The organism is Ralstonia sp. 22086, from assembly GCF_052045975.1.
GTDB lineage: Bacteria > Pseudomonadota > Gammaproteobacteria > Burkholderiales > Burkholderiaceae > Ralstonia > Ralstonia wenshanensis.
Window position 1 is genome coordinate 303,290 of record NZ_JBQEPZ010000005.1, and the last position, 22,742, is coordinate 326,031.

At 62.4% G+C, this 22,742-nt stretch carries 22 protein-coding genes; 18 read left to right on the top strand and 4 right to left on the bottom strand.

What is annotated here, in order from left to right; translation table 11 throughout:
• The first annotated feature begins 1 nt into the window (after nucleotide 1).
• The 4 genes from ACTJK6_RS22190 to ACTJK6_RS22205 all read left to right on the top strand — a co-directional run bounded on the left by ACTJK6_RS22190 (nucleotide 2) and on the right by ACTJK6_RS22205 (nucleotide 3,139).
• The gene (locus tag ACTJK6_RS22190) at nucleotides 2–496 is read left to right on the top strand and encodes an arsenate reductase ArsC (protein ID WP_260803626.1); all 495 of its coding nucleotides are present in this window, start codon (nucleotides 2–4) and stop codon (nucleotides 494–496) included.
• Nucleotides 497–511: 15 nt separating this feature from the next.
• Nucleotides 512–1,585 carry an ACR3 family arsenite efflux transporter gene (arsB, locus tag ACTJK6_RS22195; protein ID WP_440840191.1) on the top strand — a complete coding sequence of 358 codons (1,074 nt, stop codon included), beginning with the start codon at nucleotides 512–514 and terminating at the stop codon, nucleotides 1,583–1,585.
• Nucleotides 1,586–1,840: 255 nt separating this feature from the next.
• Nucleotides 1,841–2,749, top strand: a complete 909-nt coding sequence (locus ACTJK6_RS22200) for an alpha/beta fold hydrolase (protein ID WP_440840192.1) — start codon at nucleotides 1,841–1,843, stop codon at nucleotides 2,747–2,749.
• A 60-nt stretch (nucleotides 2,750–2,809) separates the two neighbouring features.
• A complete protein-coding gene (locus ACTJK6_RS22205; RefSeq protein ID WP_440840193.1) occupies nucleotides 2,810–3,139 on the top strand; it encodes a hypothetical protein in 330 nt (109 codons plus the stop codon).
• A gap of 55 nt (nucleotides 3,140–3,194) precedes the next feature.
• Here the strand turns inward: ACTJK6_RS22205 and ACTJK6_RS22210 are convergent, their stop codons facing one another.
• Nucleotides 3,195–3,566 carry a hypothetical protein gene (locus ACTJK6_RS22210; protein ID WP_316870473.1) on the bottom strand — a complete coding sequence of 124 codons (372 nt, stop codon included), beginning with the start codon at nucleotides 3,564–3,566 and terminating at the stop codon, nucleotides 3,195–3,197.
• A gap of 776 nt (nucleotides 3,567–4,342) precedes the next feature.
• Between ACTJK6_RS22210 and ACTJK6_RS22215 the strand changes: the two genes are divergently transcribed.
• Nucleotides 4,343–6,568: a copper-transporting P-type ATPase gene (locus ACTJK6_RS22215; protein WP_440840194.1), complete on the top strand. Its 2,226-nt coding sequence runs from the start codon at nucleotides 4,343–4,345 to the stop codon at nucleotides 6,566–6,568.
• 41 nt (nucleotides 6,569–6,609) lie between these two features.
• Here ACTJK6_RS22215 and ACTJK6_RS22220 read toward each other — a convergent pair whose 3' ends face one another.
• Complete coding sequence (locus tag ACTJK6_RS22220) at nucleotides 6,610–6,777, bottom strand: hypothetical protein (protein WP_440840195.1); 168 nt, start codon at nucleotides 6,775–6,777, stop codon at nucleotides 6,610–6,612.
• A 347-nt stretch (nucleotides 6,778–7,124) separates the two neighbouring features.
• Nucleotides 7,125–7,499 (bottom strand): hypothetical protein, encoded by a 375-nt coding sequence (locus ACTJK6_RS22225; RefSeq protein ID WP_440840196.1) that lies wholly within the window; start codon nucleotides 7,497–7,499, stop codon nucleotides 7,125–7,127.
• Nucleotides 7,500–8,169: 670 nt separating this feature from the next.
• On the opposite strand from ACTJK6_RS22225, the gene ACTJK6_RS22230 reads away from it, so the two are divergent.
• Nucleotides 8,170–8,643, top strand: coding sequence for a hypothetical protein (locus ACTJK6_RS22230; protein ID WP_316880728.1), 474 nt, complete (start codon nucleotides 8,170–8,172; stop codon nucleotides 8,641–8,643).
• Nucleotides 8,644–8,727: 84 nt separating this feature from the next.
• On the opposite strand, the gene ACTJK6_RS22235 is transcribed toward ACTJK6_RS22230, so the two are convergent.
• A complete protein-coding gene (locus tag ACTJK6_RS22235) occupies nucleotides 8,728–9,258 on the bottom strand; it encodes a hypothetical protein (RefSeq protein ID WP_440840197.1) in 531 nt (176 codons plus the stop codon).
• Nucleotides 9,259–9,467: 209 nt separating this feature from the next.
• Here ACTJK6_RS22235 and ACTJK6_RS22240 point away from each other — a divergent pair, with 209 nt between their 5' ends.
• The 12 genes from ACTJK6_RS22240 (at nucleotide 9,468) to ACTJK6_RS22295 (ending at nucleotide 22,620) form a co-directional block, all read left to right on the top strand.
• Complete coding sequence (locus tag ACTJK6_RS22240; RefSeq protein ID WP_440840198.1) at nucleotides 9,468–9,827, top strand: CHAP domain-containing protein; 360 nt, start codon at nucleotides 9,468–9,470, stop codon at nucleotides 9,825–9,827.
• A gap of 9 nt (nucleotides 9,828–9,836) precedes the next feature.
• The gene (locus tag ACTJK6_RS22245; RefSeq protein ID WP_316880732.1) at nucleotides 9,837–10,292 is read left to right on the top strand and encodes a DUF3828 domain-containing protein; all 456 of its coding nucleotides are present in this window, start codon (nucleotides 9,837–9,839) and stop codon (nucleotides 10,290–10,292) included.
• 96 nt (nucleotides 10,293–10,388) lie between these two features.
• On the top strand, nucleotides 10,389–10,712 hold the full coding sequence (locus tag ACTJK6_RS22250; protein WP_440840199.1) for a type II toxin-antitoxin system HicB family antitoxin: 324 nt from the start codon (nucleotides 10,389–10,391) through the stop codon (nucleotides 10,710–10,712).
• Between the two features lie 513 nt (nucleotides 10,713–11,225).
• Complete coding sequence (locus tag ACTJK6_RS22255) at nucleotides 11,226–12,248, top strand: SGNH/GDSL hydrolase family protein (RefSeq protein ID WP_440840200.1); 1,023 nt, start codon at nucleotides 11,226–11,228, stop codon at nucleotides 12,246–12,248.
• Nucleotides 12,249–12,480: 232 nt separating this feature from the next.
• Nucleotides 12,481–13,278: a TorF family putative porin gene (locus ACTJK6_RS22260; protein ID WP_440475798.1), complete on the top strand. Its 798-nt coding sequence runs from the start codon at nucleotides 12,481–12,483 to the stop codon at nucleotides 13,276–13,278.
• Between the two features lie 31 nt (nucleotides 13,279–13,309).
• Complete coding sequence (locus tag ACTJK6_RS22265; protein ID WP_004628489.1) at nucleotides 13,310–13,435, top strand: hypothetical protein; 126 nt, start codon at nucleotides 13,310–13,312, stop codon at nucleotides 13,433–13,435.
• Nucleotides 13,432–13,521 carry a K(+)-transporting ATPase subunit F gene (kdpF, locus tag ACTJK6_RS22270; RefSeq protein ID WP_037026363.1) on the top strand — a complete coding sequence of 30 codons (90 nt, stop codon included), beginning with the start codon at nucleotides 13,432–13,434 and terminating at the stop codon, nucleotides 13,519–13,521. Before ACTJK6_RS22265 ends, kdpF begins: the two co-directional genes overlap by 4 nt.
• A 19-nt stretch (nucleotides 13,522–13,540) precedes the next feature.
• Entirely contained in the window at nucleotides 13,541–15,313 is a 1,773-nt protein-coding gene (gene kdpA / locus ACTJK6_RS22275) for a potassium-transporting ATPase subunit KdpA (RefSeq protein WP_440840201.1), read from the top strand.
• Nucleotides 15,314–15,353: 40 nt separating this feature from the next.
• Complete coding sequence (kdpB, locus tag ACTJK6_RS22280) at nucleotides 15,354–17,591, top strand: potassium-transporting ATPase subunit KdpB (RefSeq protein WP_440840202.1); 2,238 nt, start codon at nucleotides 15,354–15,356, stop codon at nucleotides 17,589–17,591.
• 15 nt (nucleotides 17,592–17,606) lie between these two features.
• Nucleotides 17,607–18,221, top strand: a complete 615-nt coding sequence (kdpC, locus tag ACTJK6_RS22285) for a potassium-transporting ATPase subunit KdpC (protein WP_440840203.1) — start codon at nucleotides 17,607–17,609, stop codon at nucleotides 18,219–18,221.
• A gap of 643 nt (nucleotides 18,222–18,864) precedes the next feature.
• Nucleotides 18,865–21,681 carry a DUF4118 domain-containing protein gene (locus tag ACTJK6_RS22290; protein WP_440840204.1) on the top strand — a complete coding sequence of 939 codons (2,817 nt, stop codon included), beginning with the start codon at nucleotides 18,865–18,867 and terminating at the stop codon, nucleotides 21,679–21,681.
• Nucleotides 21,682–21,813: 132 nt separating this feature from the next.
• A complete protein-coding gene (locus tag ACTJK6_RS22295) occupies nucleotides 21,814–22,620 on the top strand; it encodes a MetQ/NlpA family ABC transporter substrate-binding protein (protein WP_232041467.1) in 807 nt (268 codons plus the stop codon).
• The last annotated feature ends 122 nt before the right edge of the window (nucleotides 22,621–22,742 follow it).

Genomic DNA, 22,742 nt, shown 5'->3' on the forward strand with positions numbered 1-22,742 from the left:
CATGACCACCAACGTCCTCATCCTCTGCACCCACAACTCCGCACGCAGCGTGCTGAGCGAAGGGATGCTCAACCACTGGGCCAAGCAACTCGGCAAAGACGTGCGCGCCTACAGCGCCGGCAGCGCACCGAGCGGCCGCCTCAACCCATTCGCACTCGAAGCCCTCACCAACGCAGGCATCGACACCACCGGCTACCGCAGCAAGAGCTGGGACGAGTTTGTTGCGGACGGCGCCCCGCAGATGCGCATCGTCATTACCGTATGCGACAGCGCTGCAGCCGAGACCTGCCCGTATTGGCCGGGCAGCCCCGTCAAGGTGCATTGGGGCTATGCCGACCCGTCAAACGCGACCGGCGGCGACGAAGGCAAGCGCCTCGCCTTTGACCTCACACGCCAAGCCATCGGCTATCGCATGCTGCAGTTGCTGGCCCTGCCGCTCGACAGCATGAGCAATGCCGAGCTGCAAACGGCGTTGGAAGGCATCTCGCAAAACTGATCTGCACTCCGTCCAATGACTGCATCCAACGTAGCGCCGCCGGCACAGGCCGAGGCCAAGCCTTCCATCAATTTCTTCGAGCGCTACCTGACCGTCTGGGTGGCGCTGTGCATCGTTGCCGGCATCGTGCTCGGCCAGGTGCTGCCTGACGTGTTTCAGCAGATTGGTCGGATGGAATACGCTCAGGTCAACCTCCCGGTCGGGTTGTTGATCTGGGTGATGATCATCCCGATGCTGGTCAAGGTCGACTTTGGCGCATTGCATGAGGTGCGCCAGCACGTCAAAGGCATCGGCGTCACGCTTGTCGTGAACTGGCTCGTCAAACCGTTCTCGATGGCGTTTCTCGGCTGGCTCTTCATCCGCCATCTGTTTGCGCCGATGCTGCCGGCAGACCAGCTCGACAGCTACATCGCAGGCCTGATCCTGCTGGCCGCCGCACCGTGCACCGCAATGGTGTTCGTCTGGAGCCGGCTCACTGGCGGCGATCCGCTGTTCACGCTGTCGCAGGTCGCGTTGAACGACAGCATCATGGTCATTGCATTCGCGCCGCTGGTCGGCTTGCTCCTGGGCATGTCCGCCATCACGGTGCCGTGGGCGACGCTGCTGACTTCGGTCGTCCTCTACATCGTCATTCCGGTGATCCTCGCGCAGATCTGGCGCAAGGTGCTGCTCGCGAAAGGCCAATCGGCGTTCGACGCCGCAATGGCGAAGATCGGCCCGTGGTCGATCGCGGCGCTGCTGGCAACGCTGGTGCTGCTCTTCGCCTTCCAGGGCGAAGCCATCCTGAAGCAGCCGCTCGTTATTGCACTGCTGGCGGTGCCGATCCTGATCCAGGTGTTCTTCAACTCGGCGCTGGCCTACTGGCTTAACCGTGCGGTGGGCGAAAAGCACAACATCGCCTGCCCGTCTGCGCTGATCGGGGCGTCAAACTTCTTCGAACTGGCCGTCGCGGCCGCGATCAGCCTGTTTGGTTTCCATTCAGGTGCAGCGCTGGCCACCGTTGTCGGCGTGCTGATCGAAGTGCCCGTCATGCTGCTGGTGGTGCGCATCGTCAACCAGACGCAGGGCTGGTACGAGTGCCGGACGTAGCGGTACACGTTTCAATCCGGCGGTCAGCGCGCTTGAATCGCCTGGCGGGCACCCACCCCGGCCATAACGCCTGAGGCGTCAACGCGCGCCTCCTCCTCCCCCTCTCCTTCACGCTTGCGTCACGCGCGGCGCGTACTACTCTTTACGAGGCCCCGCGCTGCCCGTTTGCCCGCGTCGCGCACGGCCCGTACGACCTGATCCACAGGCTGCTTCCTCATCGGCCCGGCCAGCCACCTGCCCCCCGGAGAGAAAGCCATGCGAAAACTGTTTGCCGCCGTCGCGCTCATGCTGGCCATGACGCCCTTTGCGCAAGCGCAGGTCAAGCCCTATCCACCCGGCTTCCGGCACCAGAACATCCAGACTGACGGGGCCACGCTGTTTGTGCGCGTAGGCGGCAGCGGCCCGGCGGTGGTGTTGCTGCACGGCTTTGGCGACACGGGCGACATGTGGGCGCCGCTGGCCGCCGAGCTGGCCCGCACGCACACCGTGGTGGTGCCGGATCTGCGCGGCATGGGGTTGTCGTCGCACCCCGAAGGCGGCTACGACAAGCGCACGCAGGCTGCAGACGTCCGCGCCGTGCTTACCCAGCTGAACATCGACCAGGCCGATGTGGTCGGCCACGACATCGGCACCATGGTGGCGTTTGCCTACGCGGCGCGCTATCCGGACAAGACCACGCGGCTGGTCGTCATGGACGCCCCCGTGCCGGGCGTGCCGCCGTGGGAGCAGATCGTCCGCTCGCCCAAGCTCTGGCACTTCTCGTTCGGCGGCCCCGATGCCGAGCGGCTCGTCAAAGGCCGCGAGCGCATCTACCTCGACCGCTTCTGGAATGAGTTTGCCGGCACCCCCTCCAAGATCGACGAAGCCACGCGCGTCCACTACGCCCGCCTCTACGCCAAGCCGGGCGCCATGCATTCAGCGTTTGCGCAGTTCCTGTCGATCCCGCAAGACGCGGAAGACAACCAGAAATCCATCGCCACCAAGCTGCCCATGCCGGTGCTCGCCATCGGCGGCGCCAAGTCCTTCGGCGAGAACGAAGCCATCGTCATGCGCAACGCCGCCACCAACGTGCAGGAGCTGGTGATTCCGGATGCGGGGCATTGGTTGATGGAGGAGCAGACGCAGGCTACGGTGAATGCGGTTGTTAAGTTTTTGGCGCAGTAGCGTCGGCCTTCTGCATTTTCTTTATTGGTGTTTCACGCATCTCAACGAAAGGAGTTTCCAATGCAGCCAGTCGTCCGAGTTTCGATTCTGCGGTGCCCGCCAGACAAGTTTGCCGAGATGCGGCAGATGATGAACGACCTCGAACCCGTGCTCCGGCCCGGTATCGAAGCCATGCGGGGGTTGGTCGCGTTTTATGTGGGCGAAGACGAGTCGACATCGTCGCTATCGAACGTGAGCCTGTGGACTGACCTCGACGCGGCCAAGCAACTCGATACGTTCCGGCCGATGCTGGATTCGGGCAAGCCCTTTATCGACAAGGGCGGCACGTTTGAGCGGCCGATCATGAACTACCTGCCGATGTGGGAGTTGAAGCCGGTGGAGAGGGTTTGAGGGCTTGCAGGCACCATGGCATTCCCGCCCGTCACGGGAATGCGTCAATCTGTTGTTATTGGCTGTAGCCACGCCGCTCTATGGCGGCTAACACATCCCACGTCTGCGGATCGACATCGCGGCCCCCGAGCGACATCGATACGTACGCATCAATCGCATCCATAAAGCCTTTGATAAAAGCCGGCGGGAACGCGTGTGCAGAGAGGTGTTGAAGCTGCTCACGCAGCATGCCTGGGCGGCATTGGCCGTGTGTGCACATGGCGGTGCGCGTGCGCTTGAGATACGCCTGTGCTGCGATGGCGCCGTTCAGGTACGTGCGGTTCTTGGTGAGCCTGCCTGTGTCGGAGGACGTGGGCGTCGGGCTAGATGGTGCTTGGGGTGGGGATGGATAAGACGCGGGGCGGTGCCCGCTTTTGACAGATGGCATGTCGGCCTCTCTAAGTTGCATCAGAGGCTCGCCATCTCGTTGCTACACGGGGTGGCGGGCCTGACGGCGGGGGTAGCAAACCGGCCCTTAGAGAACGACCGGCAGACCCGAAGGTCTCCCCGCCCGGCCCGCCATGAAAAACACAAGCGAACGAAGGCGGACCGTCGCTGGCGCGACAGTCTCTCTAAGGATGCTATGCGGGTTGCTACGCCCGGCTGCCGTTGGTGCGGCAGCGGGGGAATTATAGCGATGGGGGCCCGTTCCAACTTCTGATTCTGTGCGTTGACGTCAGGGCCATTCCAGGGCGCTAGCGCAACAGACGATCGCTCGCGCGCACTCCACGCAGGCGCATCCAGAGACGGCTTGACGTGCATCAACGGCGCATTTCCTCCGTCCTCTACATTGGCAGTGTGATATCTGGAGCAAATAACACTCAAGGATGGTCATCATTTCAAACACCGGACGGCCCCTTATTGCAACCGCCTCGACCGCCGTCGTATGCATGTGGGCTTCTCTGGCGCTCGCTGCGGGCCCATCGAGCTGTAACGGCTGTGCAGCAACGCAATGCCGACTTTGATGCCCAGCATGAGTAGCGGAATGGGCGGCATGATGTCGAAGTAGGTAGATGGTCGAGTCGCGCAGTGCTGCGCTGGCGCAACGCTCACCGTTGACCCTCCCCGCATGGGAGGGTTTATCGTTTCCTGAGCACCGGAAACGCATGTTGCCCCTCAAGCTAGTGCATTTGGCAGCATGCGAACTGATAGGAGCCGATGTCGATGGAAGAGCACCGCCACATCCACGCAGCCGAGCACGATCACACGCACTCGCATGGTCGGCACGCCGGTCATCGCCTTGACGGACAAAAAGACACTGCCGTGCCCGTCCGCGCGGAGTCCACAACAGGCACCGTCTACACGTGCCCAATGCATCCTGAAATCCGGCAGGACCGCCCAGGGAATTGCCCGATCTGCGGCATGACGCTGGAGCCGGTCATTCCGGAGTTGGGCGAAGAAGAGAACCCGGAACTTATCGACTTCCAGCGCCGCTTTTGGTGGACGCTGCCGCTCACCATTGCAGCGTTCATCCTCGCGATGTTCGGACACCGATACGGCTGGATGGATGCTTCGCAACAAAGCTGGGTCGAGCTGGTCCTGTCGACACCCGTGGTGCTGTGGGCGGGTTATCCCTTCTTCCAGCGGTGCGCACGTTCGTTCATGCATCGCAGTCCGAACATGTGGACGCTGATCGGGTTGGGAACCGGAGCCGCATATATCTACAGTGTGGTCGCGACCGTGGTGCCGGGTGCGTTTCCTGAAACGTTCACCGACCATGGCCGGATTGGCGTCTACTTTGAAGCGGCCGCGGTCATCATCTCCCTCACGCTGGTGGGCCAACTGTTGGAACTGAAGGCGCGGTCGCAGACGTCTGCCGCCATCAAATCACTGCTTGGCCTTGCTCCCAAGACAGCCCGGCGCATCAACGCGGACGGCACCGAAGCCGATGTACCGTTGAGCCATGTACACGTTGGCGACCGGCTGCGCGTGCGACCGGGCGAGAAGGTGCCCACCGACGGTATCGTTGTCGAAGGCACAAGCTCGCTCGATGAATCCATGATTACCGGCGAGCCCATCCCCATTACCAAGCGGGTGGGTGACCACGTCATTGGCGCGACGATGAACACGGCGGGAAGCTTGATCATCGAATCCGAGAAAGTGGGATTCCAAACCGTCCTTTCGCAGATCGTCCAGATGGTTGCGCAGGCTCAGCGCTCCAAGGCGCCCATGCAGCGCATGGCGGACAAGGTCGCGGGCGGTTTCGTTGTCGCTGTGGTGGCCGTTGCCGTGCTGACCTTCTTTGCCTGGGGCTTCTTTGGGCCGCAGCCAAGCTGGGTGTATGGCCTCATCAACGCGGTTGCCGTGCTGATCATCGCCTGTCCATGTGCGCTGGGTCTTGCCACACCAATGTCGATCATGGTGGCGAGCGGCAAGGGCGCATCGAACGGTATCTTGTTTCGGGATGCCGCCGCCATCGAGAACCTGCGCAAGGTTGACACCCTGGTGGTCGACAAGACGGGAACGCTCACCGAAGGCAAGCCTGCTTTTGAACGCAGTGTGGGCGCCAACGGTTTTGACGACGTGGAAGTGCTTCGCTTGGCGGCCAGTCTGGATCAAGGCAGTGAACACCCATTGGCTGCGGCGATTGTGGAGGCTGCCAGAGGGCGCGGACTGCCTTTGCAGAACGCAGATCACTTCGAATCCAGCAGCGGCATTGGCGTACGCGGTTCTGTCGCCGGCAAGAAGCTGGCGCTGGGTAATACGGTGTTGATGGAACAAGAACGCATCGATTCAGCTCCGCTGGCCCACGCCGCAGACGAGCTACGCGCCCGAGGCGCGAGTGTTATGTACCTAGCCGCAGACGGCAGGCTTGCTGGTCTGCTTGCCGTCTCCGACCCGGTCAAGCCGACAACGGCGGAAGCGTTGGCGCAATTGAAGGAAGCGGGCATTCGTGTGGTGATGGCCACTGGTGACGGCACGGCAACCGCCAGAGCGGTCGCTCAATCGCTGGGCATCGACGAATTTCACGGGGAAGTCAGGCCCGCCGACAAATTGGCACTCGTGACGAAGCTTCAAAGCGAAGGCCGGACGGTCGCCATGGCCGGCGACGGGATTAACGATGCGCCCGCGTTGGCAAAGGCCGATGTCGGTGTTGCCATGGGCACGGGCACGGATGTCGCCATGAATAGCGCGCAGGTCACGCTCGTGAAGGGGGATCTGCGCGGCATCGCACGGGCGCGGAACCTGTCCGAGGCAACGATCGCCAACATGAAGCAAAACCTTGGGTTTGCGTTTGTCTACAACGCCCTGGGCGTGCCGCTTGCCGCTGGTGTTCTCTACAGCGCAACCGGGTTGCTGCTGTCACCCATGATCGCAGCGCTGGCGATGAGCCTGAGTTCAGTCTCGGTGGTATCGAATGCTCTGCGTCTGCGTCGGCTAACTATTTAACTCCGGCAGCAGTTGCCATGCTGCCGCGCCAAGCCACCGATTCAATTTTCTGGCGGAAGCTTTGCGCTCAGCCAAGCGAAGAAGGTCGCCGCAACAAGCGCCCAGACCCCAAGGATGACATCGGCATGGGCCGTGCTCCCGAGCGTTGCTTTTCCACTCTGCAGTGTGTGGAAATCGATGCCATGGAACAGCGCCGTCATGAACTGCATGAACGGCTCTGGAAATGCGTACCAGACCATCTTGGCGGGGCGCGGAAACAGGAATTGACCCCGATCAACACGGCAGCCAATGACGTGTTCCCATGCGATACGACATTCACCGAGCCCTTTCTTGCTCGGGCGGTAGCTGCCGTATCCGATCAGTCGCTGAAGTCTCTATCCCCGAGAGAGGCTAGGTCGGGAATGAAGCCGCCGCATCGGGATAGCCGTGGTTTCGTTGTCCTGATTTAGAGGCCGGAAGGCGAGCAGCCTGGGGCTTTCCTTTGGCCACAGCCGACTTCACTGCGCCCTACCCGCTCCGGCATTCCCGCCCGTCACGGGAATGCGTCAATCCGTTGTTATTGGCCGTAGCCACGCCGCTCAATGGCAGCTAATACATCCCACGTCTGCGGATCGACATCGCGCCCCCCGAGCGACATCGATACGTAGGCATCAATCGCATCCACAAAGCCTTTGATGAAGGCCGGTGGAAATGACTGCGTCGAGAACACTTGAAGTTGTTCGCGCAGCATGCCCGGCCGGCATTGGCCGTGTGTGCACATGGCGGTGCGCGTTCGCTTGAGATACGCCTGTGCTGCGATGGCGCCGTTCAGGTAGGTACGGTTCTTGGTCAGCCTGCCTGTGTCGGAGGACGTGGGCGTTGGGCTGGGTGGTGCTGTTGGGGGAGATGGGTAAGACGCGATTCTCCGCGCCGTCTGCTCACTGGTAGACATAAGGACCTCTCGGAGATGGTGAAAGGCCCGACTTTCGTCGCTAAACGAGGGAGGCGGGCCCGACGATGGGGTTAGCGATCCGGCTCTCCGAGAAAACCGGTAGACCCGAAGGTCTCCCCACCCGGCCCGCCATAGAAAGCGCGCGAGTGTGCTGAGGCCTGCCGCGTGTGACGGCGGCCTCTTCGGAGAGTTACGGATCGCTAAACCCGTGCTGCCGTTGGTGCGGCAGCGGGGGAATTATAGCGATGGGGGTCGGCTTTAGCGTCTGATTTGCAGCCAATGGAGTCCCCAACAGCAACGGTGGGGTTCGCAACTGCAACCTTGAGGTTCGGAACCGCAATCGTGTGGTTCCGAACCTCACGCATGGCGTTCTGAACTCGGATGGTGGAGTTCAGAACGCGACCCTATGAAGTTCTGAACCTCTCGGTTGAGGTTCGGCACCTCACCCATGGGGTTCTGAACCCCAACCGCGAGGTTCAGAACCTCACACTTGGCGTTCCGAACCCGGGGCCATGGCGTTCCAAACCGCATCGATGGCGTTCAGAACCCCATCGACGTGGGCAATTTGTGAAAAGGGGTGGCGAACCATTGCTGCTGAGCCAAGCAACGTCCAATCTGCGGCCGTCGTGCCCCCCGGCATGACGTTGCCAACCCCTAAAAAAGGAATGCAATGTCGCAGAACCTGATTTCACTTCAACTCAGCGCAGCAGATTTGGCCGCTTTGGATGGTGCCCTCAAGACGATCGAGGACAAGCTCACCGGCTTGATCGACCTGTCGATCGAGCAGCGCCGGTTCCTGAACAAAATGGGCGACAAGTCCGAGGCGTTCGCCCGTACGGCGGTCGAGGTGCTGGGTAACAACCCCAACGTGCTGCCTGCCAACTTCAACCTTGCGGAAGTCCGCCGCGACCTGGCGGCGTTCGACCAGCTCCGGAGCCGCCTGGTGCGCGTGAACCGCATCCAGGAACGGATGGCCGACTCGCAGCTCGCGCTAGGCAGCGATGTCATGAACGCCGTGCTGGAGGGGTATGCCTTCCTCAAGGTGGCCGGCAAAGGCGAAGGGCTGGATACGGCGCGTAAGGCGTTGTCGGCGCGGTTTGCTAAGTCGCCGAGGAGGAAGGAGGGCGAGACTGTCGTCGAGTGACACGAGGCGTAGTTGCTGCACGTGACGGAAGCCGCCTTGCGCGGCTTCCATGCAGTGAATCCCCCTAGGGCATCGCCCGGTTTTCTATTTCGCCTTGTTTTCGAAATTCCGAATATCCCGCACACCGTAATAGACCGCTTCCATGCGACCACCGCTATGAGCGACTTTCAACGGTGCTATGTAGGCTTGCCGAACATTTTGGAATGATCCGCTCCGACCCAGTCCGCCGAAATTCGACGCAATGCAGAAGTAGTTTTTATGCGCCTTGGTCAGGACAGAATAAATCGCTTTTGAAGAATCAATACGCTGTGGGCGATCCCTTCCTAGCCTCGTTGCTCGAAAAATCGGAACCCGCATCGCTCCAACAACGATCAGGTCACGCGATCCCTTGTTTGCCGTCGCATAGCCGAAAATTACGTCATGACGAGCATAGGAAAAAAGCGAGTAGCCAGGGATTTCGTCGTCGCTGATTGTTCCGTTGCTATCAAGCTCGCTGTATTCGACGTCCGGGCCGCTACTTTCCAGAAGCATGCAGCTTCTCACGACTGATTCTGGGATCTGAGCAAGCGCATTGAGCGAAAACAATCCGAAGAACAACGCTACCAATCGCTTCACAAATGCTCCTGAGGTTCCATGCCCGCATGTCCTAGCTTGTTGTGCATCGCCTTCACATTGCCGTTCTCGGCAAGCTGAAATAGTCACGATCAATCCCAGCTGCAAGGAGGTCTTCGACCTCGGTTGAATTTTCAGAAACGGCTCATGCATTTGCCGATGCGCACCCCGTAAAAGAGAAAGTCCTTCACCAACTTTCTCAGGAGCACGCAATGTATGACGGCATCTTGGCTGCAAACTATGCAGCAAGCAATATCGAGCCGAATAGTGTGGGCCGCTGCGCAGAATACGTGCGCAAGGCGATTGAATGGGGCGGCATTTCTTTGCAGCGCACCCGTTCTGCAAAGGACTACGGCCCATCATTGCTGGCGGCGGGGTTTCATGAGGCGATAGGTTCACCGGTAAAGGGAGACGTGATCGTGATTCAACCCGCCCCCGGTCATCCTCACGGGCACATGGCGATCTACGATGGCTCCCACTGGATATCGGACTTCAAGCAGCTACACGGCTTCTATCCTGGCCCGGCGTACAGAAGCGCCCAACCGGCCTACAAGATCTACCGTTATCACTGAGGCAAGCTCATGACCCGCTTCCTTTCCCTGCTCATGGCTGTGGTTTGCGCCGTCGCGGTTTCGTCGGCGTGCGCTGCACAGGCGGCCGTCTCGCAAAACACGCCAGAAGCCGCAGCCAGCTCGTTCTACACCTGGTTCATTCAGCACGATTCGGATCAAACGTATCCGCTGCGCGAACCGGACATTGAGCGCTATGTCGCCACAGATACCGTTGCCCGGTTGCGCAACGACTACGCACACGCCGGCCCGCCAAATGGCGTGGACTATTTTCTGAAGGTGCAGGACTACGATAGCCGCGACTGGCTTGCCCATATGCAAGTGCAACGCGCACTGATGCTGGGCGATGTTGCAGTTGTGCCAGTCTCTTTTGGCTCGCAAGACCCAGTGCATGTGCTGGTGTTCATGAAGCGAGTGGATGCTGCCTGGAAGATCATCAAAATCGACGACACCTGGGAGTACAGGTAAGCGGCCGCAGTAGTGAAGGAACGATCCCGGAATGGCGAAGGCTTATCAGGTACGGCAGGTTCTGGATGCCATCCACAGACTCAAGGAGCAAAAGTCATGAGGCAAGACCACTTCACTTACCGAGTGACGTGGTCCCCTGAAGATGGGGACCACGTTGGCCTCTGCGCAGAATTTCCGTCGCTCTCGTGGCTCGCTGCCACGCCGGAAGGTGCGCTCGCCGGCATTCGCAAGGTTGTTGCGGAAGCGGTGCGCGACATGGAGGCGAATGGGGAGACAGTCCACGCCCCGATTGCTGACCGTACCTACGGCCGCGAATTCAAGGTCCGAATCCCGCCGCAGGTGCATCGCGCTCTGATCATGCCGGCCGCTGAACAGGGCGTCAGCTCGAATCGCCTCGGGAGCCCCAAGCTCTGTGCATAACTGAGGGATATCAACAGCCCTCTGTAGCCCGCGCCAGCGGGTTTTTTTCTTCGCAGCTCCCGCTAGGCAGCGATGTCATGAATGCCGTGCTGCAAGGGTATGCCTTCCTCAAGGTGGCCGGCAAGGGTGAAGGGTTGGATGCCGCGCGTAAGGCGCTGCCGGTGCGGTTTACTAAGTCGCCGAGGAGCAAGGAGGGGCGGCGACGGTAGAGTGAGGTGATTCGAAGTTGCTGCGCGTAGAGACGCCGCCCCCTAGGCGGCATTTTCGTTTGTGCACTACGCCATCGAGGGCAGTACCTAGATCCCGCATCCACCATTTCTTTGCACCAATGGCTTCTCTGATAAAGCGAGCAGAGGTGTCTCATCGCCCTTCTCGGGTGGCATTTCCGCTTTCAGCAGCGTTCCGGGCATCTTCTATGCTGAACGAAAGTGCCCATCGCACCAGCGATCAACAGGCAGGCAATCTTCCCGCAACGTGAATGCAACGACCCGGCCGACTGGCAAGGGAGGCGCTATGCAAGGAATCAATCACAAGGTTTGTGCAGCCATGCTTGCCGTGATGATTGCGCTACTAAGTGCATGCGGCGGGGGGGGCGAGGGCTCGGATAGCGGCACTGGCGCTGCAGCGCCGGCAAGCGGCGTTCATCTACAGGTCGTCTCGTTCGGCGACAGCCTGTCGGATGTCGGGACGTACGCGCCGATCGCAAGCGCGGTGGGTGGTGGGCGTTTCACGACCAACCCGGGGCAAGTGTGGACGCAGAACGTCGCGCAATACTACGGCGATACGCTGAGCCCGGCGTTCACGATCGGCATTACACATGCGTTGACTGCGCAAGGCGGGCTCGGTTACGCGGAGGGGGGCGCGACGGTAGCAACGCCGGCCAACCTCTACGACTTTCTTACCGACGTGATCGGTAACGTTGAAATGCCCGTCAATGAGCAGGTTTCAAGCTACCTGGCTACCCATGGGAGCTTCAACGCGAATCAACTGGTGCTTGTCTGGGCTGGCTCGAATGACGTGCTACGCGCCGGAGCATTGCCCGCCGCGACGCCGATCGTGCAGACGGCGGCTACCATCCTTGCGCAAATCATTGCGCGGATCGTGCAGAACGGCGCCTCACATGTCGTCGTCGTCAATGTTCCGAACGTTGGGCTATCGCCCAAAGGCGTCACCGCGGGCGATGGCGGAGCCAACCTGACCCAGTTGTCGCAGATATTCAACGACAGCCTAAACGCTGCCCTGCAGGCCAATGGTGTGCAAGGCAAGGTCATCCAGGTCGATTCCTATACCTGGGTGAACCAGATCGTCGCTGGCTTTCAGGCCAACGGCTTTGTCGTGTCAAACACCGGTGTCGCCTGCGACCCCGCGAAAACGCCTCGTGCGACAGCATTGCTATGTTCGCCGGCGACCTACGTAACGGCCAACGCCGATCAGACGTACATGTTTGCCGACGATTTGCATCCGACGACGCACATGCATGCCTTGTTTGCCCAATTCGTGGAACAGCAGATCGCCAAGAGCGGTCTTGGTCATTGAGCCTGCGAAATAATGCGATCGCTCGCCTGCAGACAGCCTGCTGCCAAGGCAATCGTTTACACGGCGTTTACACCCCTCCCCCCCAACCTTTACCCCGTTTTTATCCCCCTTTCCCTACTGTTGCACTGCACGCAGGCCCTGTGACGGGAGCCTGCCTGCACGCCGCATCCGACCCCGTTGACGCGCACCTGCGCCGGGCCGGGCGGCACCCAAAACAACAAGGGAAAGGTCCATGCAAGCCAAGGTTTCTTTGCACGCCACCGTCATCGGTGGCGTTGTCTTCTGTGCCGCAGCGCTGTCGAGCGCGGCCGCTTTTGCGCAGGCGACTGACGCTGCGCCGGCCCCCGCCGCTACACCCGCCAGCCCGTTGACGGCCAACGTCACGCTGGCCAGCCAGTACCGCTATCGCGGTCTCATGCAGACCAACAACAAGCCTGCCATTCAGGGCGGTGTGGATTACGCGCTGCCCAACGGCTTCTACGTGGGCAACTGGAACTCGTCGATCAGCTGGCTGGGGGATTCCAACCCCAACGTCTCCGCCCCCATCGAGATGGATTTCTACGGCGGCTACAAGACCGAGCTGATGAAGGACGTGCCGATTGATGTGGGCGTGCTGCAGTACTACTACCCGGGCAGCTACCCCGACGGCTACACGCGCCCGCACACCACCGAGGGCTATGCGCAGATCGGCTATGGGCCGGTCTCGTTCAAGTACTCGCACGCGTTCTCCAACCTGTTCGGTTTTGCCGACAGCCACCACAGCCAGTACTTCGATCTGTCGGGCAACTTCGACACCGGCTTCTGGGGCCTGACGCTGAACCTGCACGTGGGCTACCAGCAGGTGCCGCATCAGGTGGTGCGCACGTCGTATGCCGACTGGAAGGTGGGCGTGACGAAAGATTTCGGCAGCGGTTGGACGGCATCGCTTGCGTACATCGACACCAACGCTGCACGCGCCGCGTACACCAACACGCGCGGCAACTACATGGGCAAGGCCACCGCGCTGCTGGCCGTGACCAAGACGTTCTGACCAAGACGACCTGAAGGAAAGGGGAGCGCAAATGGACCTCGTTTATCTCGCCGGCCTTGCGGTGCTGGCCCTGGCAGTGGGCGGCTTGCTCGCCCTCTCCGGCCGGCTTGCCACCAAAGACCAACCCACCACGCACGCGATGGAGAAACAGCAATGACCTGGCTCTATGTGCTGTCCGGGGCCATCACGGTGGCCTTGCTGGTTTATCTGTTCGTGGCCCTGCTGTGGCCCGAACGCTTCTAACAACACTGCGAGGCACACCATGAATGCGTTCCTCCTCCAGCTGGCGATCTACCTGGTCGTGCTGCTGGTTCTGGCCAAACCGCTGGGCGCGTATATGACCGGCGTGTTTGGTGACAAGCCATCGCGCGCACATTGGCTCGGCCCCGTCGAGCGGCTGTTCTATCGCGTGGCCGGCGTCAACCCGCAGGCCGAGATGGGCTGGAAGCGCTATGCGCTGGCCGTCATCGTCGTCAACGTGCTGGGCGCGCTGGCGGTGTATGCGCTGCAACGCGCGCAGCAGTGGCTGCCGCTCAACCCACAGGGCTTTGGTGCCATCACGCCGGATTCATCCTTCAACACGGCCATCAGCTTTGTGAGCAACACCAACTGGCAAGGCTATTCGGGCGAAAGCACGATGAGCTATCTCACGCAGATGCTCGGTCTGGCGGTGCAGAACTTCCTGTCTGCGGCCACCGGCATTGCGGTGGTGATTGCGCTCATCCGTGGTTTTGCGCGGCACTCGGCCAACACCATCGGCAACTTCTGGGTCGACTTCACGCGTGCGACGGTCTATGTGCTGCTGCCGCTGTCGATTCTGGTGTCGGTGTTCTTCGTGAGCCAGGGTGTGATCCAGAACTTCGACGGCTACAAGGAGGTGACCACCGTCACCGCCACCACGTACGACAACCCGAAGATGGACGCGCAGGGCAATCCGCTCAAGGATGCCCAAGGCAACCCCGTCACCGAGAAAGCCACCACGCAAACGCAGACCCTGCCGATGGGCCCGGTCGCGTCGCAGGAGGCGATCAAGATGCTCGGCACCAACGGTGGCGGCTTCTTCAACGCCAACTCCGCCCACCCGTACGAGAACCCCAACGCGCTGACCAACTTTGTGCAGATGCTGGCGATCTTCATCATCCCGGCGGCGCTGTGCTTTACGTTTGGCGGCATGGTGGGTGATGGCCGGCAAGGCTGGGCCGTGCTGGCGGCGATGACGGTGCTGTTTGTGGCGCTCGCCACGTTCCTGGCCTGGGCCGAGCTGCATGCCAACCCGATGCTCGCCAACCTCGGCATCGACCAGGCCGTGGGCAACATGGAAGGCAAGGAAACGCGCTTTGGCATCGTGGCCTCGTCGCTGTTTGCCACCATCACCACGGCAGCGTCGTGCGGGGCGGTCAACGCCATGCATGACTCGCTGACGGCGCTGGGCGGCTTCGTGCCGATGTTCCTGATGCAGCTGGGCGAAGTGGTGTTTGGCGGGGTGGGCTCGGGCCTGTACGGCATGCTGGTGTACGCCATCCTGGCCGTGTTCATTGCGGGCCTGATGATCGGCCGCACGCCGGAATACCTGGGCAAGAAGATCGAGGTGTTCGAGATGAAGATGACGTCAATCGCCATCCTCGTAACGCCGCTGCTGGTGCTGGTGGGCACGGCCATCGCCGTGGTGGTCACGCAGGGCAAGGCGGGCATCTTCAACCCCGGCACGCACGGCTTCTCTGAAGTGCTGTACGCCTTCTCGTCCGCCGCCAACAACAACGGCAGCGCGTTTGCCGGCCTGTCTGCCAACACGCCCTTCTACAACGTGGCGCTGGGCATTGCGATGTGGCTGGGCCGCTTCTGGATCATCGTGCCGGTGCTGGCGATGGCAGGCACGTTTGCCGCCAAGAAGCGCCTGCCCGTGACGGCCGGCACGCTGCCCACGCATGGGCCGCTGTTTGTGGTGCTGCTGATCGGCTCGGTGCTGCTGGTGGGCGCGCTCACGTACATCCCGGCCCTTGCTCTCGGTCCGATCGCAGAACACCTCGCACGCTAAGCGCACGGCGAGTCGTCTACCCCATATCAACAGGTGCCTTATGGCTATCCGTTATCCCGAATCCGAACCGGCTGTGCGTACGGTCAAGCACAAGCTTGAGCCGAGCGCCGGTACTGGTACTGCTGCGGCCGCCGAGCCGCACGCACGCAGCACACATACGACGCTGTCCGCCAAGGATGTGCGCAAACTGTCGATGTTCTCGTCGGCGCTGGTCAAGCCCGCCATTATCGACAGCTTCCGCAAGCTGTCGCCGCGCGCGCAGGCCAAGAACCCGGTGATGTTTGTCGTCTACGTCGGCAGCATCCTCACCACCATCCTGTGGATCATGGCGCTACGCGGCCAGGCCGAAGCGCCGGCGGGCTTCATCCTCGCCGTATCGGTGTGGCTGTGGTTCACGGTGTTGTTCGCCAACTTTGCCGAAGCGCTGGCCGAAGGCCGCAGCAAGCAGCAGGCCGCATCGCTGCGCGGCATCAAGACCACGGTGCAGGCGAAGGTGTTGGCAGACCCGCATCGCCACGATGGTGCCAAATCGCGCGTAGAAGCACGCGCCGCCACCGCGCTGCGCCGTGGCGACATCGTCCTCATCGAAGCCGGCGACATGGTGCCCGGCGACGGTGAGGTTATCGAAGGCGTGGCCTCGGTGGACGAAAGCGCCATCACCGGCGAATCGGCTCCGGTCATCCGCGAATCGGGCGGGGATTTCTCGTCCGTGACGGGCGGCACGCGCGTGCTGTCGGACTGGATCGTCGTGCGCATCACGGCCAACCCCGGCGAGAGCTTCCTTGATCGGATGATCTCGATGGTGGAAGGCGCCAAGCGCCAGAAGACGCCCAACGAGCTGGCGCTGACGATCCTGCTGGTGAGCCTGACCATCATCCTGATGCTGGCGACCGTCACGCTGCTGCCGTACTCGATCTTCTCGGTCGACGCGATGAAGGCCGGCTCGCCGATCACGATTACCGTGCTCGTCGCGCTGCTGGTGTGTCTGATCCCGACCACCATTGGCGGGCTGCTCTCCGCCATTGGCGTGGCGGGCATGAGCCGCATGATGCAGGCCAACGTGATCGCCACCTCGGGCCGTGCAGTGGAAGCCGCCGGTGACGTGGATGTACTGCTGCTCGACAAGACCGGCACGATCACGCACGGCAACCGCCAGGCGTCGCGCTTCATTCCCGCGCCGGGCGTGACGGCCAAGCAGTTGGCCGAGGCCGCGTGGCTGTCGTCGCTGGCCGATGAAACGCCGGAAGGCCGCAGCATCGTCACGCTCGCGCGCAACCTGGGCGAGGCGTCCATCGATGAAGCCGCGCTGGCGAAGACGCAGCCGGTGTACGTTGCCTTCTCTGCGCAAACGCGTATGAGCGGCATCAATGTTGGGCAGAACGCGCAGGGGGACTCGGCACGCCAGATCCGCAAGGGCGCGGCCGATGCGATTCGCACGCATGTGACGTTGCTGGCCGGCAAGTTTCCCGATGCCGTGTCGACAGCCGTGGATGACGTCGCGCGCCAAGGCGGCACGCCGTTGGTGGTGTCCGACAACGACCGCGTGCTCGGCGTGGTGGAGCTGAAGGACATCGTGAAGGCCGGCATTCGTGAGCGCTTTGCCGAGCTGCGCCAGATGGGCATCAAGACGGTGATGATCACCGGCGACAACCGCCTGACCGCCGCGTCCATCGCAGCCGAAGCCGGCGTTGATGACTTCATTGCCGAGGCCACGCCCGAGACCAAGCTCGCGCTCATCCGCGAGCAGCAGGCGCAAGGCCGCCTCGTTGCCATGACCGGCGACGGCACCAACGATGCCCCGGCGCTGGCACAGGCCGACGTGGCCGTCGCCATGAACAGCGGCACGCAGGCCGCCAAGGAGGCCGGCAACATGGTCGATCTGGATTCCAGCCCGACCAAGCTGATCCAGATTGTCGAGATCGGCAAGCAGATGCTGATGACGCGCGGCTCGCTCACCACGTTCTCGATCGCCAACGACGTGGCGAAGTACTTCGCCATCATCCCGGCTGCGTTTGCGACGACGTATCCGCAGCTTGCCGCGTTGAACGTGATGCATCTGGCGACGCCCGCATCGGCCGTGATGAGCGCCGTGATCTTCAACGCGCTGATCATCGTGTTCCTGATTCCGCTGGCGCTCAAGGGCGTGAAGTACCGCGCGCTAGGGGCCGCTGCGCTGCTGCGCCGCAATCTCTTGGTCTACGGCCTGGGCGGCCTGCTGCTGCCCTTCCCGGGCATCAAGCTCATCGACATGTTCCTGGCCGCGATGGGCTGGGTTTAAGGAAGGAGTGCATTCATGGCAACCACAACGCAAACCGTGCAGAGCGATGTGCCGCAACAAGGTGGGCTGCTGCGTGCGGCGCTGGTGGTCTTCGTCGGGCTGTCGCTCATCACCGGGGTGCTGTATCCGGTGGTGGTGACGGGCATCGGCAAGGCGCTGTTTCCGGCGCAGGCCGGGGGCTCGATCATTGAGCGTGGCGGCAAGGCTGTTGGGTCTTCGTTGATCGGGCAGAACTTTGACACCCCGGAATATTTCTGGGGGCGGATCTCGGCGACTGCGCCGAATCCGTATAACGCGCAGGCTTCGGGTGGTTCGAACTTTGGGCCGAGCAACCCGGCGTTGACGGAGGCGGCGAAGGCACGTATTGCGGCGCTCAAGGAAGCGGACCCGACGAACAGTGCGCCGATTCCTGCTGATCTTGTCACGGCTTCTGCGAGTGGGCTGGACCCGCACATCAGTCCGGCTGCTGCGGCCTATCAGGTGGAGCGGGTGGCGCGGGCGCGGCACCTGTCGGTGGAAGTGGTTCAGCGGGTTGTGGCTGAGAACACCAAGGGGCCGATTCTTGGGGTGTTTGGGGAGGCTACTGTGAATGTGTTGGAGGTGAATTTGGCGTTGGATGATTTGAGGTGAGGTTGGTGGACTGCTGGGTTTGATGTTGGTGGTCCATCCCCCTTTCGTTCCCTGCCGGGACCGACTTACTTTTCTTTGTCTTGCCAAAGAAAAGTAAGCAAAAGAAAGGCGCGCCCGAGATGGCGACACCCCCTTGGATTTGTGTCGCGGGGAGGGAGGGGAGGCAAACTCGCTGCGCTCAGACAGGCCTCCCCTCTTGATCCTCCCCGCAACAAAAATCCAAGGCGCCATCTAGGGCAGGAACGTCAAAGGCCAAAACGGTGGTTTGCGTGGTCTGTCGGAGTTTCGTTTGTTGCGGTGTGCTGCTTCGCTTCGCTCGCGGTCTCCACCCGGTCTCACTGCTTTGCCTCGCGCGTTGCTGTGCACCCACTACTGCGTTTGTGCTTCGCCGGTGTGGCCGTACCCTGCCCTAGATGGCGCCTTGAATTTCTGTTGCAGGGAGGAAAAAGGAAGGGAAACTGTCTGAGCGCAGCGAGTTTTTCCCTTCCCCTCCCTGCGACATAAATTCAAGGAATCTTTCGCCATCTCGGGCGCGCCTTTCTTTGCTTACTTTCTTTGGCAAGACAAAGAAAGTGAGTCAGCCCCGGCAGGGGATGAAACAAGGGATGCACCACAAGAACAAAAAGCACCCAAAATACAAACCATGCCAGCCGACCAGCGCCCCAACCCAGACCAACTCCTAGCCGAACTCCAATCCGGCAAGGAGCACGCTGCCCGCGGCAAACTCCGCATCTATTTCGGCGCCTCGGCCGGCGTAGGCAAAACCTACGCGATGCTGGCTGCAGCAAAAGCCGCCCGCGCCGCCGGCATCGACGCCGTCATCGGCCTGGTGGAAACCCACGGCCGCGCCGAAACCGCCGCGCTGGTCGCAGACCTCGAACACCTCCCCACCCGCCAGATCGAATACAAGGGCCGCACGCTGCCCGAGTTCGATCTGGATGCCGCGCTAGCCCGCCGGCCCGCGCTCATCCTCGTCGACGAACTTGCGCACTCCAACGTGGCAGGTTCGCGCCACCCGAAGCGCTGGCAGGACATTGAGGATTTGCTCGCTGCTGGCATCGACGTCTGGACCACCGTCAACGTCCAGCACCTCGATAGCCTGAACGAGGCCGTCGGCAGCATCACCGGCATCCGCGTGTGGGAAACCGTGCCGGATGCGGTGTTCGATGCGGCCAACGAAGTCATCCTCGTCGACCTGCCCGCCGATGAACTGCTGCGCCGCCTGGCCGAGGGCAAGGTCTATATGCCCGAGCAGGCGCAGCATGCGGCGCGCAATTTCTTCCGCAAGGGCAACCTCATCGCGCTGCGCGAACTTGCCCTGCGCCGCACCGCCGACCGTGTGGACGACGACGTGCAGGCCTACCGCCGTGCGCGCCGCATTGAAAACGTCTGGCGCACCCGCGAGACCGTCGTCGCCTGCCTGGACCCGCAGGGCGATAGCGAACAGGTTATCCGCAGTGCCGCGCGCCTGGCCGCGCAACTGGAATGCGACTGGCATGCCGTGGCCGTGGTGATGCCGCATCTGCGCGCCGCCGATGCGCGCGCCGAGCGCCTGCACGCGTTGCTCAAGCTGGCCGAAGACGCGGGTGCGCGTGTGGAAACGCTGGCCGGCACCAACGCCGTCGAGGCGATCACCGGCTATATCCGCCGCCACAACATCACCAAGGCGGTGATCGGGCGGCCGCCGGAGAAGCGCTGGCGATCGGCGCGCGCCATCGTGGTTGCGCTGCGATTGGCGATCGGGCTGGAGCGCCGCCTGCCGAGCGGTGACTTTGCCGAAGCGCTGGCGCGGCATTGCCCCGAGGTCGACGTGATCCGTGCGGCGGCGGACCCGGCGCATATCCAGTTGCCGCCGCGCGCGGCGGACATTGGCCGTGCTGACGTGCGCAGCGAAGCGCAGCGTGCAGCGGATGCCCAGGCGGGTTGGCTCCAGCCGGCGTATGTGGCCGCGTGCGTGTACGTGGGCGTGGCGACGGCGCTGTCCAGCCTCGTGCGGCCGGTGTTCGACCTGGCCAACATCGTCATGCTGTTCTTGGCCGCCGTGGTGGCGGTGGCGATGCGCCATGGGCGCGGGCCGGCGGCGCTGGCGTCGGTGCTGTCGGTGGCGCTGTTCGATTTCTTCTTCGTGCCGCCACGTTATTCCTTTGCCGTGAGCGACGTGCAGTACCTGCTGACGTTTGCGGTGATGCTGGCCGTGGGCATGCTGGTGGGCCAGTTGACGGCGGGCTTGCGTGAACAAGCCGAGGTGGCGGTGCAGCGCGAGGCGGCCGCACATGCGCTGTATGAGGCCGCACGGGAGTTGTCCGCCGCGCTCACGCTGGACCAGATCGTCAGCATCGGTGGGCGCTTCGTCAACGCGACGTTTGGCGGGCGCTGCGCGTTCTTCTTCGTCGGACTCGATGGACGGCTTGGTGCGCCGCAGGTCGCCAAGCCGGAAGGCAGCACCGATGCACCGTCCGGCATGCCGAATCTTGACCGCGTGCTGGCCGATTGGACGTATCAGCACGGCCAGCCTGCCGGCACGGGCACGCACACGCTGCCGTCGGGCTCGGTGCTGTATCTGCCCTTGAAGGCGCCGATGGCGATTCGCGGTGTGCTGGCCGTGGAGCCCGAAACCTTCCACGTGCTCGCACAGCCCGACAACCGCCGCCAGATCGACGCCTGCGCCACGCTCATCGCCATTGCCATCGAGCGCGTGCATTACGTGGAAGTGGCCCGCGACGCCCTGGTGCGCATTGAATCGGAGCGGCTGCGCAATTCGCTGCTGGCCGCCGTGTCGCACGATTTGCGCACGCCGCTCACCGGGCTGGTGGGGATGGCTGAGACACTGTTGCGCACGCAGCCACCCCTGCCTGCGCTGCAGGCTGAAGCTGCCGCTGCAATCGGCCAGCAGGCGCAGCGCATGCGCACGATGGTCACCAATCTGCTCGACATGGCGCGCCTGCAGAATCAGGACGTCAAGCTGCGGCAGGAGTGGCAATCGATCGAAGAGCTGGTTGGGGCGGCGCTGCAGGCGAATCCGCTGCCCGATCATCGTGTGGTTGTGGATAACCTCGCGGCCCTGCCGCTCATTCGCTGCGATGGGCCGTTGATGGAGCGTGTGCTGTCGAATCTGCTGGAGAACGCGGGCAAATTTGCGCCGGCCGGCACCGAGGTGCGCATCTCGGGCGAGATCGCCCACGACGAAGCGCGCGGCAACGAATTGCACCTGCGTGTGCGCGACCACGGGCCCGGCGTGCCGGCGGGCTCGGTGCGCACCATCTTCGAGAAGTTCACGCGCGGCGAGAAGGAATCGGCCACCACCGGCGTCGGCCTGGGCCTGGCGGTGTGCGAGGCCATCGTCAGCGCGCATCACGGCAGCATCTGGGTGGAGGCGCCGGCCGATGGCGGCGCGTGCTTCGTCATCGCCCTGCCCGCTGCCGAGCCGCCGCCTGTGGAAGACGCCGAGCCCCTCGCCTAGCTGCACCGTAGTTGGGCATATGGACATGCCGAAAAAGTCGTTCGGTTACGTTCGCCGCTATGACAGGATTTCGTCACATGCCCGCTACCCGCGGGCGGATTTCATTCACGACAAGATCCACGAGGTTTCTCCATGTCTTTGTTCTCCCGCCTTGCGCGCGTGGCCGTACCGGCCATTGCCTTTGCCGTCGCTACCGCCGCCAATGCCGATACCAAGCAGATCAAGCTCGGCACCATGAGCGGCCCCGATGCGCAAATCTGGGAAGTCGTGCAGAAGGTCGCCAAAAAGGACGGCCTGGACGTCAAGATCATCGAGTTCAACGACTACGCTCAGCCCAACCCCGCACTGGATTCGGGCGACCTGGACGCCAACGGCTTCCAGCATCAGCCCTTCCTCGATGGCCAGATCAAGGCGCGCGGCTACAAGATCGTCAACGTCGGGCTGACCTACGTGGCGCCGATGGGCTTTTACTCGAAGAAGATCAAGTCACTTGCCCAGCTCAAGGAAGGCGCCAAGGTCGGCATCCAGAACGATCCGTCCAACGGCAACCGCGCGCTGCTTCTGCTGCAGAAGGCGGGCGTGATCAAGCTCAAGGCGGGCGCCGGCACGAACGGCAACAATGCGACACCGCGTGACGTGGTCGAGAACCCGAAGAAGATCAAGCTGATCGAGCTGGATTCGGCGCAACTGCCGCGCTCGCTGGATGACCTGGACGCCGCTTCGATCAACACCGACTACGCGGTCAAGAACGGCCTGACGCCGGCCAAGGACGCCATCGCACTGGAAGATCGCCAGGGGCCCTATGCCAACCTGATCGCCGTGCGCGAAAAAGACAAGAACCAGCCGTGGGTGAAGACGCTGGTGCACGCCTACCAATCGGAAGACGTGCGCAAGTTCATCGACACGCAGTTCAAGGGTGCAATCCTGCCGGCGTTTTAAGCAGCAGGCGCTAAGTCAGCGGTTACTTTCGCGGATTGTCCCGCGAGTGAGGCGCGGCAGGTTTGGAGCTGGAAGAGTTTTTTAGCGCGCCGCGTTGTTTTGCTGCGCTGCGTCATCGTGTG

What these genes read in the sequence shown, in the direction of transcription:
- ACTJK6_RS22230 (WP_316880728.1), top strand. Translation starts at nt 8,170, where the DNA reads ATGTCGCAGAACCTGATTTCACTTCAACTCAGCGCAGCAGATTTGGCC.
- ACTJK6_RS22250 (WP_440840199.1), top strand. Translation starts at nt 10,389, where the DNA reads ATGAGGCAAGACCACTTCACTTACCGAGTGACGTGGTCCCCTGAAGAT.
- kdpA (WP_440840201.1), top strand. Translation starts at nt 13,541, where the DNA reads ATGAATGCGTTCCTCCTCCAGCTGGCGATCTACCTGGTCGTGCTGCTG.
- kdpB (WP_440840202.1), top strand. Translation starts at nt 15,354, where the DNA reads ATGGCTATCCGTTATCCCGAATCCGAACCGGCTGTGCGTACGGTCAAG.
- kdpC (WP_440840203.1), top strand. Translation starts at nt 17,607, where the DNA reads ATGGCAACCACAACGCAAACCGTGCAGAGCGATGTGCCGCAACAAGGT.
- ACTJK6_RS22290 (WP_440840204.1), top strand. Translation starts at nt 18,865, where the DNA reads ATGCCAGCCGACCAGCGCCCCAACCCAGACCAACTCCTAGCCGAACTC.
- ACTJK6_RS22240 (WP_440840198.1), top strand. Translation starts at nt 9,468, where the DNA reads ATGTATGACGGCATCTTGGCTGCAAACTATGCAGCAAGCAATATCGAG.
- ACTJK6_RS22220 (WP_440840195.1), bottom strand. Translation starts at nt 6,777, where the DNA reads ATGCAGTTCATGACGGCGCTGTTCCATGGCATCGATTTCCACACACTG.
- ACTJK6_RS22205 (WP_440840193.1), top strand. Translation starts at nt 2,810, where the DNA reads ATGCAGCCAGTCGTCCGAGTTTCGATTCTGCGGTGCCCGCCAGACAAG.
- ACTJK6_RS22255 (WP_440840200.1), top strand. Translation starts at nt 11,226, where the DNA reads ATGCAAGGAATCAATCACAAGGTTTGTGCAGCCATGCTTGCCGTGATG.
- kdpF (WP_037026363.1), top strand. Translation starts at nt 13,432, where the DNA reads ATGACCTGGCTCTATGTGCTGTCCGGGGCCATCACGGTGGCCTTGCTG.
- ACTJK6_RS22215 (WP_440840194.1), top strand. Translation starts at nt 4,343, where the DNA reads ATGGAAGAGCACCGCCACATCCACGCAGCCGAGCACGATCACACGCAC.
- ACTJK6_RS22245 (WP_316880732.1), top strand. Translation starts at nt 9,837, where the DNA reads ATGACCCGCTTCCTTTCCCTGCTCATGGCTGTGGTTTGCGCCGTCGCG.
- ACTJK6_RS22265 (WP_004628489.1), top strand. Translation starts at nt 13,310, where the DNA reads ATGGACCTCGTTTATCTCGCCGGCCTTGCGGTGCTGGCCCTGGCAGTG.
- ACTJK6_RS22200 (WP_440840192.1), top strand. Translation starts at nt 1,841, where the DNA reads ATGCGAAAACTGTTTGCCGCCGTCGCGCTCATGCTGGCCATGACGCCC.
- ACTJK6_RS22210 (WP_316870473.1), bottom strand. Translation starts at nt 3,566, where the DNA reads ATGCCATCTGTCAAAAGCGGGCACCGCCCCGCGTCTTATCCATCCCCA.
- ACTJK6_RS22190 (WP_260803626.1), top strand. Translation starts at nt 2, where the DNA reads ATGACCACCAACGTCCTCATCCTCTGCACCCACAACTCCGCACGCAGC.
- ACTJK6_RS22260 (WP_440475798.1), top strand. Translation starts at nt 12,481, where the DNA reads ATGCAAGCCAAGGTTTCTTTGCACGCCACCGTCATCGGTGGCGTTGTC.
- arsB (WP_440840191.1), top strand. Translation starts at nt 512, where the DNA reads ATGACTGCATCCAACGTAGCGCCGCCGGCACAGGCCGAGGCCAAGCCT.
- ACTJK6_RS22225 (WP_440840196.1), bottom strand. Translation starts at nt 7,499, where the DNA reads ATGTCTACCAGTGAGCAGACGGCGCGGAGAATCGCGTCTTACCCATCT.
- ACTJK6_RS22295 (WP_232041467.1), top strand. Translation starts at nt 21,814, where the DNA reads ATGTCTTTGTTCTCCCGCCTTGCGCGCGTGGCCGTACCGGCCATTGCC.